This window comes from Rhizobacter sp. P5_C2 (assembly GCF_054049715.1).
The window spans coordinates 55,314-69,682 of the sequence record NZ_JBFULV010000018.1; the positions used below are offsets into that span (position 1 = coordinate 55,314).

General features: G+C 72.1%; 12 protein-coding genes. 8 read left to right on the forward strand and 4 right to left on the reverse strand.

Features of this window, described 5'->3' with window-relative positions:
- Positions 1-54: 54 nt before the first annotated feature.
- The 5 genes from ACXJLU_RS09025 (at position 55) to ACXJLU_RS09045 (ending at position 6,318) form a co-directional block, all read left to right on the forward strand.
- Positions 55-291, forward strand: a complete 237-nt coding sequence (locus ACXJLU_RS09025; protein WP_047508562.1) for a hypothetical protein — start codon at positions 55-57, stop codon at positions 289-291.
- A gap of 11 nt (positions 292-302) precedes the next feature.
- Positions 303-479, forward strand: a complete 177-nt coding sequence (locus ACXJLU_RS09030) for a hypothetical protein (RefSeq protein ID WP_159445420.1) — start codon at positions 303-305, stop codon at positions 477-479.
- Positions 480-712: 233 nt separating this feature from the next.
- Complete coding sequence (locus ACXJLU_RS09035) at positions 713-1,996, forward strand: solute carrier family 23 protein (RefSeq protein WP_457330079.1); 1,284 nt, start codon at positions 713-715, stop codon at positions 1,994-1,996.
- A 114-nt stretch (positions 1,997-2,110) separates the two neighbouring features.
- Positions 2,111-4,201: a GGDEF domain-containing protein gene (locus ACXJLU_RS09040; RefSeq protein WP_457330080.1), complete on the forward strand. Its 2,091-nt coding sequence runs from the start codon at positions 2,111-2,113 to the stop codon at positions 4,199-4,201.
- A complete protein-coding gene (locus ACXJLU_RS09045; protein ID WP_457330081.1) occupies positions 4,198-6,318 on the forward strand; it encodes a diguanylate cyclase domain-containing protein in 2,121 nt (706 codons plus the stop codon). The genes ACXJLU_RS09040 and ACXJLU_RS09045 overlap by 4 nt, the downstream gene beginning before the upstream one ends.
- On the opposite strand, the gene ACXJLU_RS09050 is transcribed toward ACXJLU_RS09045, so the two are convergent.
- Positions 6,311-8,836, reverse strand: coding sequence for a PAS domain S-box protein (locus ACXJLU_RS09050; protein ID WP_457330082.1), 2,526 nt, complete (start codon positions 8,834-8,836; stop codon positions 6,311-6,313). The genes ACXJLU_RS09045 and ACXJLU_RS09050 overlap by 8 nt on opposite strands.
- 156 nt (positions 8,837-8,992) lie before the next feature.
- On the opposite strand from ACXJLU_RS09050, the gene ACXJLU_RS09055 reads away from it, so the two are divergent.
- Both ACXJLU_RS09055 and ACXJLU_RS09060 read left to right on the forward strand, forming a co-directional pair.
- A complete protein-coding gene (locus ACXJLU_RS09055; protein ID WP_457330083.1) occupies positions 8,993-9,994 on the forward strand; it encodes a Bug family tripartite tricarboxylate transporter substrate binding protein in 1,002 nt (333 codons plus the stop codon).
- A gap of 25 nt (positions 9,995-10,019) precedes the next feature.
- Complete coding sequence (locus tag ACXJLU_RS09060; RefSeq protein WP_457330084.1) at positions 10,020-10,406, forward strand: GtrA family protein; 387 nt, start codon at positions 10,020-10,022, stop codon at positions 10,404-10,406.
- Here the strand turns inward: ACXJLU_RS09060 and ACXJLU_RS09065 are convergent.
- Genes ACXJLU_RS09065 through ACXJLU_RS09075 form a run of 3 tightly spaced genes read right to left on the reverse strand, consistent with a single transcriptional unit; the run spans position 10,399 to position 12,553 of the window.
- Entirely contained in the window at positions 10,399-11,235 is an 837-nt protein-coding gene (locus tag ACXJLU_RS09065) for a ChbG/HpnK family deacetylase (protein ID WP_457330085.1), read from the reverse strand. The genes ACXJLU_RS09060 and ACXJLU_RS09065 overlap by 8 nt on opposite strands.
- Positions 11,232-12,221 (reverse strand): glycosyltransferase family 2 protein, encoded by a 990-nt coding sequence (locus ACXJLU_RS09070; protein ID WP_457330086.1) that lies wholly within the window; start codon positions 12,219-12,221, stop codon positions 11,232-11,234. The genes ACXJLU_RS09065 and ACXJLU_RS09070 overlap by 4 nt, the downstream gene beginning before the upstream one ends.
- Positions 12,222-12,268: 47 nt before the next feature.
- Entirely contained in the window at positions 12,269-12,553 is a 285-nt protein-coding gene (locus ACXJLU_RS09075; protein WP_457330087.1) for a hypothetical protein, read from the reverse strand.
- Positions 12,554-12,665: 112 nt separating this feature from the next.
- On the opposite strand from ACXJLU_RS09075, the gene ACXJLU_RS09080 reads away from it, so the two are divergent.
- Positions 12,666-14,369, forward strand: coding sequence for a SulP family inorganic anion transporter (locus ACXJLU_RS09080; protein WP_457330088.1), 1,704 nt, complete (start codon positions 12,666-12,668; stop codon positions 14,367-14,369).

Genomic DNA, 14,369 nt, shown 5'->3' on the forward strand with positions numbered 1-14,369 from the left:
GGTGACTCTCCCGCTACACGCCGGCAGCAGCTCCAACACAAGGACGTCGTTGCCATGTCGCTGTTTCATCGTCGTACCCCTTCATCCCGCCGGGCCCGCCCGGCGACCCCGAGCTGCCGCGGTGGCGCCTCGTCGCTGCTGCGCCTGGCCCAGCCGGCCACCGGACAGGGCGGCGGCAACGTGCGGCACTGGCTGGCACGCGCCGCCAACGTGCTGTCGCCGGCTGCGGCCGAGATGGTCACCGTGCGCCCCAGCGAGTTCGCGCCCAGCCAGTGGCTGGTCGGCCACTGAAGGGGCCTGCGATGGCACCGCGCACCGAACACCTGATGGTCCGCCCGGCGACGACGCCGAGCGTGACACGCATCACACCGCAGGCCGGCAACAGCACCGACCGGTCGTTCAAGGTCCTGCAATCGAACCGCGCTCCGGCGCAGCTTTCACTGTTCCCGCCGCCCGGCAGCGTCCGCGCCGCGCGTTGATTTCTCGACGTATGTGACGTCCAAGGGGGAACGGGCAAGCCGGGGTGGATGAGAGCGAGCCCCCGGCACCTGTCCCGTTTCCCCTCTTTTTTTCACATCGTCCGACCTTCCACCGCCACCCGGGCGGCGCCGACCATCGGTGCCGGCCCGGGTGACTCGTTTCCGCCGCGCTCCTACACTGCGTCGCGCACCGCCCCGGGTGTGATCGATCAGAAGAACACAGGAGCAACGCGATGTCCCTTCCCACCTGGCGCGTTCGAAGCGCCCAACCCGGCGTGGTCGTCGCGCCCGACGAGCGGCTGCCGTGGCCGCAGACCTTCGCGATGGGCGTGCAGCACGTGATCGCGATGTTCGGCGCCACCGTGCTGGCGCCGCTGCTGATGGGGTTCGACCCGAACGTCGCGATCCTGATGAGCGGCATCGGCACGCTGATCTTCTTCGTGGTCGTCGGCGGCAAGGTGCCGAGCTACCTGGGCTCGAGCTTCGCGTTCATCGGGGTCGTCATCGCCGCCAGCGGCTACGGTGGCCACGGGCCGAATGCCAACCTGGGCGCGGCGCTCGGCGGCATCGTCGCCTGCGGGGCCGTCGTGCTGCTGATCGGGCTGGCGGTGACGGCCGCCGGCACCGCGTGGATCGAATCGCTGATGCCGCCGGTCGTCACCGGCGCGGTGGTCGCGGTGATCGGCCTGAACCTGGCCGGCGTGCCGATCAAGAACATGGCGCCGACGCCGTTCGACGCGTGGATGCAGGCCGTCACCTTCCTGAGCGTCGGCGTGGTCGCGGTGTACACCCGCGGCATGACGCAGCGGCTGCTGATCCTGGTCGGCCTGCTGGTCGCGAGCGTCATCTATGCCGTGCTGGCCAACGGCCTCGGGCTGGGCAAGCCGCTCGACCTGTCGGGCGTCGCCGCGGCCGCGTGGTTCGGGCTGCCCGGCTTCGCCACGCCGGTGTTCCAGGCCGACGCGTTGCTGCTGATCGCGCCGGTCGCGGTGATCCTGGCGGCCGAGAACCTCGGTCACCTGAAGGCGGTGGGCGCAATGACCGGCAAGCCGCTCGACGCGCTGATGGGCCGCGCCTTCATCGGCGACGGGCTCGCGACGATGGTCAGCGGCGCGAGCGGTGGCACCGGCGTGACCACCTATGCCGAGAACATCGGCGTGATGGCCGCCACCAAAATCTACTCGACCGCGATGTTCGTGGTGGCCGCGCTGATCGCGATCGTGCTCGGCTTCAGCCCGAAGTTCGGCGCGCTGATCCAGGCGATCCCGCTGGCGGTGATGGGCGGCGTCAGCATCGTCGTGTTCGGGCTGATCGCGGTGGCCGGCGCCAAGATCTGGGTCGACAACCGGGTCGACTTCGGTGACAACACCAACCTGATCGTCGCCGCGGTCACGCTGATCCTCGGCACCGGCGACTACACGCTGAAGTTCGGCGGCCTGACGCTCGGCGGCATCGGCACCGCGACCTTCGGTGCGATCGCGCTGCACGCGCTGCTGCGCCGCCGGCCCGGCCGTTGAGCGGCCGGTGCCGCCCGCCGATGCACGTGGCCATGGTGCACGGCGGGCCGGCGTGAGATGCTGCCGCGTGCGGCCAGCGCCTCAGGTCCGCCACTTGCTGGTCGATATCCACCGATGCGTCCGATTTCGCGTGTTCCCGTGGCAGCCGCGCTGCGCCTCAGCGGCCTGCGCCTGAGCTGCGTGCTGCTGGCCGCGCTGGCGTGGGGCGGCGTGCGCGCCGCGCCGGCCTCGGGCGCGGCCGGCGCAGCACCTGCGGTTTCCGCACCAGCCGCCGCATCCGACGCCRCCATCGCCGCCGAGCTGGCCGATTTCGAATCGACCGGCCGCGCCCATCCATCCGACAGCGCGGCCGCGCTGCGCACGCGCGTCGGCCTGCTCGCGATCGGCAGCGCCGACTGGGTCGATGCGCTGACGCTGCAGGGCCTGCTCCACACCGAGGCGTCGGAGTTCGAGGCCGCCACCGACTGCGCCCGCCGGCTGCAGGAGCAGTCGACGGCCACCACCGACGCGGCCGCGCGCCTGATCCAGGCCAGCATGGCGCTGAAGAGCGGCAATGCGCACGAGGCCGACAAGCTGCTGAACGCGGCCATGGCCGAGCTGCCGGCGTCGACACCGGCCACCAGCCGCCTGCGCTTCCTGGCCGCGCATGCGAAGGCCCGGCAGCGCGCCGGCAAGCTCGACGACGCGGTGCGGCTGCACCTGCAGGAGATCGACCTCGCCGACCAGCTCGGCATCGCGTGGCGCCGCGCCGAGGCCCGCACGCGCGCCGCCTACTCGCTCTACAAGGCCCAGCAGCCGGAGCGCGCGCGCAGCATCAATGCCGAGGCGCTGGCGATCGCGACGGCGGCCGCCGACAAGATCTCGCTGGCCCGGGTGCACAACATCCAGGGCATCCTGCTCGACGGGCCGACCGAGGTCGCGGACGAGCTGCATTCGATGCAGTCGGCGATCAACTATGCGCACGAGGCCGGCGCCAAGCTCGACGAGGCGCTGCTGCTGGCCAACATGTCGGATTTCTTCCTGCAGCGCGGCGACTACCGCACCGCGCTGCGCCGCGCGCAGGAGGCGCTGCCGCTGACGCGCGAGGTGCGCGACACCAGCAGCGAGATCATCGCGCTGTGGAACATGGGCCTGGCCCACATCGGGCTCGGCGACGTGGCCGACGGCAAGCGGCACGTCGAACTGGCGCTGTCGATGGCCGAGCACCGCGGCGATGCGCCGCTGGTGTCCGACGTGCTGCTCGAGTTCGGCACCGCGCTCGAGAAGGCCGGCGACGTGGCCGGCGCGGTGCAGGCGCTGCACCGCCACCGGGCGATCGCCGACAAGCTGGTGCAGCGCGACCAGCAGAAGGCCATCCTCGAGCTGCAGGAGCAGTTCGACAGCGACCGGCGCGGCCGCGCGCTCGCGCTGCTGAACAGCGACAACGCGATCAAGAGCACCCAGCTGCAGCGCCGCGACCTGCAGCAGCGGCTGTGGTGGCTGCTGGCCGCGACCTTCCTGCTGTCGTTCGCGGTGGTGCTGCTGATGATGCGCCGCGTGCGCCGCACCAACCAGGCGCTCGCGCACAGCAATGCGCAGCTGAAGGTGCAGAGCGAGCGCGATCCGCTGACCGGCCTGGCGAACCGGCGCTACTTCCAGGCGGCGATGAAGCAGATGTCGGTCGACGGCCAGCTGGCCGGCACCGTGTACCTGCTCGACATCGACCACTTCAAGCGCATCAACGACGAGCACGGCCACGCGGCCGGCGACGCGGTGCTGGTCGCGATGGCGCAGCGCCTGGCCGATGCGCTGCGCGAGCCCGACCTGGTCGTGCGCTGGGGCGGCGAGGAGTTCCTGGTCGTGGTGCAGTCGCTGTCGCGCGAGCAGGTCGATGCACTGGCCCAGCGGCTGCTCGATGCGGTCGGACAGGCGCCGGTCGCATGGCAGGGCCGCGAGATCGCGGTGACCGGCTCGATCGGCTATGCGAGCTTCCCGATCGAGCCGACCGGCCTGGCGGTCGCGTGGGAGCCGGCGATCAACCTGGTCGACACCGCCCTCTATCTCGCCAAGGCACACGGGCGCAACCGGGCCTACGGGGTCGGGCTGATGCATGCGCAGACGGTGCAGGGGCTGCAGGCGATCACCGCCTCGCTGGAATCCGCGTGGCGCGACGGCCAGGTCACGCTGACCCTGCTGCGCGGGCCGGTGCACGAGGGCCGCGCATGAAGGCCGTGCGCGCGTTCGTCTTCGCGCGCTTGGCGGGGCTGCTGCTCGCTGCAGCAGCGATCAGCGGCATCGCCGGCGCGGCGGCTGCGGCCGGCTCGGCCGGCGTCATCGAGCAGTCCGACCACCTGGTGCGCGAGGGTTACGACCGCCCGGCGCCCGCCCTGCAGGCGCTGCTGCAGCTGCAACGCGAGCAGGAGGCCCTGACACCGCGGCCGGCGCAGACGATCCGTCGCTTGCAGCTCGCACGCGCGATCGTGCTGGCGCAGAACGGCCGCATCGCCGAGGCCGGCATGCTGGCCGAGGACATCCGCGCCGGCGTCGGCAGCGGCCTGGCCGGCAACGCAGCCGACGAGGCCGACAGCACCGCGCGCGCCAACCTGGTCCGCGCGCTGGTCGCCGAGAACAACGGCCAGCTCGACGTGGCCGCCGCGCTGGCGCAGGCGGCGCTGCCGTCGCTGCAGCAGGATTGCCCGGGGCCGGACGRCGCGCCGGCGACCACCGCCCCCGGCTGCGACTACCGCGCCGCGTGGCGCGCGCTGCAGGTGCTGGAGCGCCATGCGCAAAGCCGCGCGCAATGGGCCGAGGGCGCGCGCCACCTGCGCGTCGCCGCGCAACTGGCCGAGGCGCAGCACGACAGCTACCGCCAGGCGCTGGTGCTGGGCCTGCTGGCGCTCGACATCGCGCGCCAGGGCGACATGGCCGGCGCGGTGCGCATGCTGCAGCAGGCGCAGCGCGTGGCGGCCCCGCTCGACGATCCCGACGTCCAGGTGCGGCTGCGGCTGCACGAAGCCCGCCTGGCCGACCTGCGCGGCGAGCCCCAGCAGTCGCTGCGGCTGGCCGAGGAGGCAATGCCGATCGCCCGCAAGGCCGATTCGCCGCGGCTCGAATCGCTGGTCAACGCCAACCTCAGCGACCTGTACGCACGGCAGAACCGCCCGGCCGACGCGCTGCGCGCCGCCGAGGCCGCGTTGCCGGTGGTGCGCCGCCACGGCGACCAGCGCGCCGAGCGGGTGCTGATCAACAACGCCGGGCTGGCGAAGATCGGCCTCGGCCGCATCGCCGAAGGCAAGCTCGACCTGGCCCGCCTGGCCGAGCTGTGGCGGCAGAGCGGCGCCCCGGGCAGCGAGGCGCAATCGCTGCGCGAGTTCGGCGAGGCGCTGGCGGCCGCCGGCGACCCGCGCGGCGCGCTGGAGCTGTTCCACCGCGAACGCAAGCTCAGCGCCGAGGTCATGAAGGCCAACCGCGCCGGCGCGCTGAAGGACGTGCAGCAGCGCTACGACACCGAGAGCAAGCAGCGCGAGATCGAACTGGTGAGCCGCGACAACGCGCTGAAGACCGCGGCGCTCGCGAACCGCGAGCTGCAGCAGCGGGTCTGGGCGCTGATGGCGGCGGTGATGGCGCTGTCGGTCGGCGTCGCGGCGCTGCTGTACCTGCGGGTGCGCGAGGTCAACCGCCGGCTGCAGGCGAGCCACGCGAACCTGCGGCTGCAGAGCGAGCGCGATCCGCTGACCGGCCTGGCCAACCGCCGCCAGTTCCAGGCCGCGATGGCGCGCGGCTGCGAACGGGGCATCGAAGGCGCGCTGCTGCTGGTCGACATCGACCACTTCAAGCATGTCAACGACGGCCACGGGCATTCGGTGGGCGACGCGGTGCTGGTCGAGGTCGCACGGCGGCTGGCCGGCTGCGTGCGCGAGAACGACCTGGTGGTGCGCTGGGGCGGCGAAGAATTCCTGATCCTTGCGCCCGAGGTCAGTGCCGAGCAGGCCGAGCAACTCGCCGCGCGGGTGCTGGAGCAGATCGGCCGCGAGCCGATCGCGAGCGGCACCGAGGGCGGCGACGACGACGTGCTGCGCGTCACCGCGTCGATCGGCTATGTGCGTTTTCCGCTGCCGCCCGACGACCTGCCGGTGCCTTGGGAGCAGGCGGTCAACCTGGCCGACATGGCGCTCTACACCGCGAAGGGCCAGGGCCGCAACCGCGCGATCGGCGTGATCGGCGCACAGCTGCGCTCGCCGGACGAGCTGAAGGCGATCGAGGGCGACTTCGACAGCGCCTGGCGCGACGGCCGCGTGCGGCTGCACGAGCAACCGGGGCCGCAGCCGGACCTGTTCAGCTGACGCCGCCGCGCGCGGCCGCCTGCTGCTCGTCCAGGCAGCGCAGCAGCTGCGCCACGTTGATCGGCTTGGTCAGGTAGGCGATGAAACCCGCCGCCTCGGCCGCCTGCGCCCGCTCCGGCGTCGCATCGGCCGACAGCGCGATGCGCGGACAGGCCAGCGCAGACCCCAGCGCACGCGACACCTCGACCCCGCTCATGTCCCCCAGGTGCATGTCCAGCAGCAGCAGGTCGGGCCGCTGCTGCAGCGCGATCTCGACCGCCTGGCGCCCGTTCGCCGCGATCAGCAGCCGCCAGTCGGGCCGCATCTTCATCACCTGGCGCACCAGCTCGACGTTCATCGGGTTGTCTTCGGCGTACAGCACCGTGTACGGCGCGGCCGGCGTGGCATCGTCCAGTTCCTCGGTCGGCTCGAAGCCCGCTTCTTCGAGGCCGCTGGCCACCGGCACCCACGGCAGGCTCGCGGTGAACACGCTGCCGACGCCCGGCTCGCTCTCGACCGACAACCGGCCGTTCATCAGCTGCACCAGGCGCTGCGTGATCACCAGGCCGATGCCGGTGCCCTCGACACCGCTGCGCTCGGCGCCGAGCCGGTTGAACGGCTCGAACAGGCGCGCGATCTGCGCCGGCGCGAGCCCCACGCCGGTGTCGCGCACCTGCAGGTGCACCAGCCCGACGCCTTCGTCGGCCGGCCAGCGCAGCACCACCTGGCCGCCGCGGCGGTTGTACTTGATCGCGTTGCTCAGCAGGTTGACCAGCACCTGCCGCAGCCGCAGGTGGTCGGCCTGCACGCAGGTGCGCGGGTCGGCCGAGTGGGTCGCGGCCCGGTCGATCAGCAGCTGCACGCCGGCCTCGGCCGCAGACGGCGCGACCATCGCCAGCGCCTCGTCGACGACGCGCCGCAGCACCACGCTGCCCGACAGCAGCGTGATACCGCCGCTCTCGATGCGCGACAGGTCGAGCACGTCGTTGATCATCGCCAGCAGGTGCGTGCCGGCCTGCGTGATGTGCTGCACCCGCGTCTGCTGCGCGGCGTTCAGCGGCTGCTGGCTGTCGAGCTCCAGCAGCTGCGCGAAGCCGAGCACCGCGTTCAGCGGCGTGCGCAGCTCGTGGCTCATGCGCGACAGGAACTCGGTCTTGGCGGCGTTGGCGCGCTGCGCCGATTCGGCCGCGAGCACCGCCTCCTCGACGCGCTTGCGCTCGGTGATGTCGATCATCAGCCCGCGCAGCAGCCGGTGGCCGCCTTCGGGGCGGAACACCGTGACCCAGCTGCTCATCCAGCGCACGCTGCGGTCGGCCGCGTAGAAGCGGTACTCGATCGCGCTGACCGAGCCGGTCATCTGCGAATCGGTCACCTCGCGCAGCGCGCGGTCGCGGTCGTCCGGGTGCAGGTGCAGCGCCCAGAAGCGCGGCTGCATCCAGTCGGCCAGCGGGTAGCCGAGCAGCTGCTTGGCCTTGTCGCTGACGAAGGTGAAGCTCTCGGTGCGCGGGTCGCCCTCCCAGAAGATGCCGTCGACCGAGTTCAGCAGGTCGACGAAGCGCTGCCGGCTCGAGCGCAGCTCGGCCTCGGCCAGCTTGCGATCGGTGATGTCCTGCACCACGCCGATCAGGTAGTCGGGGTGGCCGTCGGGCTTGCGCACCAGCGTGACGTTGATGGTCGCCCACACCACGCGGCCGTCGGCATGCAGGTAGCGCTTGTCGGCGCGGTAGCGCGGGATCTCGCCGGCCAGCAACTGGCGGCGCCGGCGGCGCTCGCCGGCCAGGTCGTCGGGGTGCGTGACGTCTTCGGTGCTGAGCGCGAGCAGCTCGGCGCGGCTGCGGCCGAGCATGTCGCACAGCTGCTGGTTCAGGAACAGCGGAAAGCCGTCGAGCCCGATCTGCACGATGCCGGCGCCGGCCATCTCGAGCACCGCGCGCAGCTGGGTCTCGCTCGCGCGCAGCGCGTTCTCGACCTCGCGCCGCTCGCGGTCGTTGCAGACCGCGCCGAGGATCGCGCCGACGCTGGTGAAGAGCGGCTGCAGCCGCTCGACCAGCGCCTCGTCGAAGCCGCCCGGCCGGTTCGCCAGGCCCACCATGCCGAGCATCTCGCCGCCGTGGAACAGCGGCACGCCCAGGAAGGAGCGCATCGCCGGGTGGCCGGGCGGCAGGCCGCCGCGCCGCGGGTCGGCCTCGGGGTCGTTGCTGATGACCGGCGCAGCGCTGGTGATGGCGGCACCGAACAGCGTGCGCATGTTGTGGAACTCGATCGTGTGCTCCGGCCCGCCGTGCATGTGGCGCTCGTACAGCGCGCGCGTCGCGTCGTCCCACGAGATGTCGGTCAGCACGTAGAAGCGCAGGTAGGGCGCGCCGTCGCCGTCGTGCAGCACCTCGGCGATGAAGCCGTACTCGCAGGCGGTGCTCTCGAGCAGGTCGGTCAGCAGCGGCGACAGCATCTCGCGCGGCGGCGCGGCCCGGATGTAGCGGGACTGGACCCGCGCGATGATCGCGCCGAGGTCGTCGGCAGGCGGGAACGGTGGGGGCACGGTCGTCGGTTCCGGTGGGCACGAGAGCGTGCTGGACGCAGGTGGATCGTGGCACAGCGCCCGGGTGGTGAGAAGTAGGGCGAGCGCGGGTACGGGGCAGGGTGGCACTGCCGCACACTCGGTGCATCCCCTTGTTTGAGAACTCCGGAGTTCGCGATGACCTGTCCGACACGCCGCCAGGTGCTGGCCACCGCAGCGGCCGCCACCACCGCCGCCTTGGCCTTCCCCGTCCGCGCCCAGGGCGCCTGGCCCACCAAGCCGGTGCGCATCGTCGTGCCGTTCGCGCCCGGCGGCACCACCGACATCCTGGCGCGCGCGCTCGCGCCGGAGCTGAGCCGGGTGTTCGGCCAGCAGTTCATCGTCGACAACAAGCCGGGCGCCGGCGGCAATGTCGGGGCCGAGCAGGTGGCCAAGTCGGCACCCGATGGCTACACGCTGCTGATGGGCACGGTCGGCACGCACGGCATCAACCAGTCGCTGTACCCGAAGCTGCCGTTCGACCCGATCAAGGATTTCGCGCCGGTCACGCTGGTGGCCGGCGTGCCGAACGTGCTGGTGATGAACCCGGCGAAGGCCGAGGCCGAGAAGATCAACAACGTGGCCGACCTGATCCGCTACGCGAAGGCGCACCCGGGCAAGCTGAACATGGCGTCCAGCGGCAACGGCACCTCGATCCACCTGAGCGGCGAGCTGTTCAAGAGCATGACCGGCACCTTCATGCTGCACTTCCCGTACCGCGGATCGGGCCCGGCGCTGCTCGACCTGATCGGCGGCACGATGGACCTGATGTTCGACAACCTGCCGTCGGCGATGCCGCAGATCAAGGCCGGCAAGCTGAAGGCGCTGGCCGTGACCAGCGCGCAGCGGAGCGCGGCGCTGCCGGACGTGCCGACGATCGCCGAGGCCGGGCCGGTGAAGGGCTTCGACGCGAGTTCGTGGTTCGGGCTGCTGGCGCCTGCGGGCACGCCGGCGGAGATCGTCAACAAGCTGCAGCAGGAGAGTGCGAAGGCACTGGGCACGCCGGCGCTGAAGGAGCGGCTGCTGGCGCAAGGCGCGATCCCGAGCGGCATGCCGCCGGCGGAGTTCGCGGCGTACATCGCGGCGGAGACGAAGAAGTGGGCGCAGGTGGTGAAGGTCTCTGGCGCGAAGGTCGACTGAAGCCGGTGCGTTCTAATGCGCGGCCATGGCCGCTTCGCTGACCAATCTGTTGCACCGATTCATCCGCTACGGCCTGGTGGGCGCGCTCGCAACGGCGGCGCACTATGCGCTGCTGGCGGCGCTGGTGGAGTGGGCACACGTGCCAGCGTGGATCGCGTCAGGCCTCGGTGCGGCGCTCGGCGCGCAGGTCGCGTTCTTCGGCAACCGGCGCTTCACGTTCGACCACCGCGGTGCGCTCGGCCCGGCTTGGCTCAAGTTCCAGGGGACCGCGCTGATCGGGGCGCTGGTCGGGATGGCGATCGTCGCGGGTGGGGTTGCGCTCGGGTGGCACTACTTGCTGGCGCAGGTCGTCGCGACGTTGACGGGGCTCGTGCTGACCTTCCTGATCAACAGGCGCTGGACGTTCACGTAGCTCCGCGCCGCCACACCCGCCCGAGTTTGACGTTCGCCGCCGCCAGGTCGTCGGCGAACGCCCCGCTCTCCAGGTAGGCCAGCTCGCGCTGCCGCGCCCCGGCGATCGCGTCGCCGGCCGACTGCGCGTCGATCTCGCCGGGGTGGCAGAACACCAGCCCGCCGGCATCGGGCAAGGCCCGCAGCCAGCGCTGCATCCACCCGCGGTAGTCGGTGTCGACGAAATCGTAGACGCCGAGCAGCGCCGGGTTGTGCAGCCAGCCGCGGTGCAGCAACTCGCGGTGCAGCCAGCGCCCGCCCGTGCCGGCGATCAGCTGGCGCTTGATCGCGAAGCCCGGCCCCGGCAGCACGCCGGTGTCGCGCACCGCCGGTGCCGGCAGCAACTGCTCGATGCCCTGCAGCAGCAGCTCGCGCACCTGCGGCAGGTGGTGCACATGCTGGTGGCCGTCGATGGTCTGCGGCACGCGGCCAGTGGCCTCGCTGAACGCCGCCACCTGGGCCTGCCATTCGGCCCGCAGCGCGTCGACCGGCAGCCGCCGCAGGTGCGCCTGCACGATCAGCGTCGGCAGCGGCGGCAGCACCGGCCACACACGTGCCAGCTCGGTGCTCAGCGGCAGCCCTTCGGTCAGGTTGAAGTGCAGGCCGATCTCGACGCTGTCGGGCACATCGGCCAGCAGCGGCGCGCTGGCCCGCCACGCATCGCCGCTCGTGATGCACGACACCACGGTCAGCCGCTGCGCGCGCGCCAGCCGCGCGATGCCGCGCGAGACCGACGGCCACAGCCCGAAATCGTCGGCGCACAGGCCGAGGGTGCGCGGCGCGCCGGTCATCGGGCGTCGGCCTCCACCAGGCCCTGGCCGGCTTCGCTCGCCACCAGGTAGATCGGCCGGCGCTTGACCTCGTCGAAGATGCGGCCGACGTACTCGCCGAGGATGCCGATCGACAGCAGCTGCACGCCGCTGAAGAACATCAGGCTGCACACCAGCGTCGCCCAGCCCGGCACGTCGTGGCCGTAGATGAAGTGCTGCGCGATCACCAACAGTCCGAAGCCCATGCCGCCGAACGCGATCAGCGCGCCGAGCGCGCTCCACAGCCGCAGCGGCACGTTCGAGAACGCGGTGACGCCGGTCAGCGCGAGCCGCACCAGGCTGCGCATCGAGAAGCTGCTGGTGCCGGCATGCCGCTCGGCCGGCGTGTAGTCGATGATCTCGGTGCGAAAGCCCACCCAGGCGTACAGCCCCTTCATGAAGCGGTTGCGCTCGGGCAGCGACTTCAGCGCATCGACCACGCGGCGGTCCATCAGCCGGAAATCGCCGGCATCGACCGGGATGTGCACCGAGTGCTTCGTGTTGACGAGCCGGTAGAACGCCCAGGTGCCCAGGCGCTTGGCCCAGGTCTCGTCGGCGCGCGAGGCGCGGGCCGCGCAGACCATGTCGGCCCCGCCCACCCAGGCCTGCACCATGCGGTCGATCAGGTCGACCGGGTGCTGCAGGTCGGAATCCATCAGCACGACGACCTCGCCTCGGGCCAGGTCGATGCCGGCGGTCAGCGCCTGTTCCTTGCCGAAGTTGCGCGACAGCCGCACGTAGCGCACGCCGGGCGTCGTGAGGAAGGGCGCGACCGCGAGCGCGGTGCCGTCGGTGCTGCCGTCGTCGACCACGACGACCTCCCAGCGGTCGGTCAGCCCGGCGAGGTGCGCGCTCAATTGCGGCAGCAGCACCGGCAGGTTGGCGGCCTCGTTGTAGGCCGGCATCACGCAGCTGATGGCGGGGCGGGTCGGTCGCGCGGGAACGGAGGAGTCGACTGTGGAACGCATGGGCGGGCTGATCACCGAAAGCAGCCCGCGACTTTACGCCGGGAAACTCAGCGTTGATCTTTGATGCGCTCGATCCGGCGGGCCATCTCCTCGAGTTGCGCGAGCGCATGGCGGGCCTCGTCGTCGAGGGCGCCGGCCGGCAGCTGCTTCGCCAGCCCGAGCACCAGGTCGCTGAGCACGCCGATCTGCTTGCCGTACGACGCCACCTCGCGCAGCACACGCAGCTCGGTCGCTTCGTTGCCGGCGCGGGCCAGCAGCGAGGGGTGGATGTCCTGCACGACCGAGCCGCTGAAGGGCCAGTTGAACTGCGGGTTGAAGTTGAGCCACCACATGGTTGTCGCCTCCCTGGCCGCGGTCGGCGGCCTCGCCCGGCGAGTGTCGGGCCGGCCGGGGGCGACGGCCATCCGCTGCTTTGGGGGTTGCACTCGACGGACAATCGGGCCCATGCATTTCCCCGATTGGCGCGCCGGCCTCGGCAACTACCGCCGCGAGGCCCTGCGCGACGACCTGGTCGCCGCCTTCGTCATCAGCGTGCTGCTGATCCCGCAGAGCCTGGCCTATGCGCTGCTCGCCGGGCTGCCGGCGCAGGTCGGGCTGTATGCGAGCCTGCTGCCGCTGGTGGCCTATGCCGCCCTCGGCTCCAGCCCGGTGCTCGGCGTCGGGCCCGCCGCGGTGCTGGCGCTGATGATCGCGCAGGCGATCGGCCAGGCCCCGCCCGGCGTCGAGGCCCCGGCGGTCGCGCTGGTGCTGGCGGCCGAGGTCGGGCTGCTGCTGCTGGCGGCGGCCTGGCTGCGACTCGATGCGCTGGCCGCGCTGCTCAGCGTGCCGGTGCTGCACGGTTTCGAGACCGGCGCGACGCTGTCGATCGCGCTCAGCCAACTGCCGGTGCTGCTCGGCTCGTCGGCCCGCGGCGCCGATGCGGTGCAGGTGCTGCACAGCTGGTGGCAGGCGGTGAGGCCGTGGGCGCCGATGACGGCCGCCTATGGCCTCGGCGCCGTCGCCTTGCTGTGGTTCACGCGCCGCCATGCGCAGCCCTGGCTCACGGCGCGCTTCGGCCGGCCGCGGGCGGTGCTGGTCGGCCGGCTGGTGCCGCTGGCGGTGCTGGTCGGCGCGATGGCGATCGCGATGCTGACCGGGGCCGATCGGCACGGCGTGACGCTGGTCGGCGCGCTGCCGACGCTGTCACCGACGCTCGCGCTGCCGCTGCTCGATGCCACGCTGTGGTGGTCGCTGCTGCCGCAGGCGCTGCTGATCGCGCTGGTCACCTACGTCAGCAGCCTGGTGGTGGCCGAATCGCTGGCACGCCGGCTCGGCCAGCGCGTCGATCCGCGGCGCGAGCTGGCGGGGCTGGGCGCGGCGAACGTGGCGGCGGCGCTGACGGGCGGCATGCCGGTCAGCGCGAGCTTCTCGCGCAGCATCGTCAGCCTGGAGGCGGGCAGCCGCACCCGCATGGCGGGGGTGTTCACCGCGATCCTGATGGTGCTGGCGATGCTGCTGCTGGCGCAGCCGCTCGCGTGGCTGCCGACGCCGGTGCTGGCCGCGACCATCCTGGTGGCGGTGCTGTCGGGCCTGGCGCTCGGGCCGTTCCGCGAGGCCTGGCACTACGCGCGCAGCGAATGGGTGGTGATGGTCACGGTGGCGGTGCTGATGCTGCTGTTCGGCGCCGGCTGGTCGCTGGGGATCGGCGTCGCGGCGTCGATCGCGCTGCTGCTGCAGCGCACCGCGCGGCCGCACGTGGCGCTGATCGGCCGCGTGCCGGGCACCGAGCACTACCGCAACATCGACCGCTACCAGGTCGAGCTGACGCCGGGCGTGCTCGCGCTGCGCATCGACGAGAGCCTGCTGTTCACCAACGCCCGCCAGCTGGAGGACGTGGTCGCGCAGCACCTGGCCACGCACCCGGACACGCGCCGCGTGCTGCTGCAGATGGCGCCGGTGAACCGCATCGACCTGAGCGGCCTGGAGGCGCTGCGGGCACTGCAGGACATGTTGGCCGCGCGCGGCATGCGGCTGGATCTTTCGGAGGTGAAAGGGCCGGTGATGGACGGGCTGCGCGCCGGTGGGTGGCAGCAGTGGTTCAAGGGGGAGCTGTTCCTGAGCGTGCACCAGGGGGTGATGGCAGGAGCCGGAACCGCTGCGCCGGCCTAG

Coding starts and splice junctions, on each gene's coding strand:
- ACXJLU_RS09070 (WP_457330086.1), bottom strand. CDS start 12,221: ATGCGTTCCACAGTCGACTCCTCCGTTCCCGCGCGACCGACCCGCCCC.
- ACXJLU_RS09065 (WP_457330085.1), bottom strand. CDS start 11,235: ATGACCGGCGCGCCGCGCACCCTCGGCCTGTGCGCCGACGATTTCGGG.
- ACXJLU_RS09080 (WP_457330088.1), top strand. CDS start 12,666: ATGCATTTCCCCGATTGGCGCGCCGGCCTCGGCAACTACCGCCGCGAG.
- ACXJLU_RS09060 (WP_457330084.1), top strand. CDS start 10,020: ATGGCCGCTTCGCTGACCAATCTGTTGCACCGATTCATCCGCTACGGC.
- ACXJLU_RS09075 (WP_457330087.1), bottom strand. CDS start 12,553: ATGTGGTGGCTCAACTTCAACCCGCAGTTCAACTGGCCCTTCAGCGGC.
- ACXJLU_RS09035 (WP_457330079.1), top strand. CDS start 713: ATGTCCCTTCCCACCTGGCGCGTTCGAAGCGCCCAACCCGGCGTGGTC.
- ACXJLU_RS09025 (WP_047508562.1), top strand. CDS start 55: ATGTCGCTGTTTCATCGTCGTACCCCTTCATCCCGCCGGGCCCGCCCG.
- ACXJLU_RS09030 (WP_159445420.1), top strand. CDS start 303: ATGGCACCGCGCACCGAACACCTGATGGTCCGCCCGGCGACGACGCCG.
- ACXJLU_RS09055 (WP_457330083.1), top strand. CDS start 8,993: ATGACCTGTCCGACACGCCGCCAGGTGCTGGCCACCGCAGCGGCCGCC.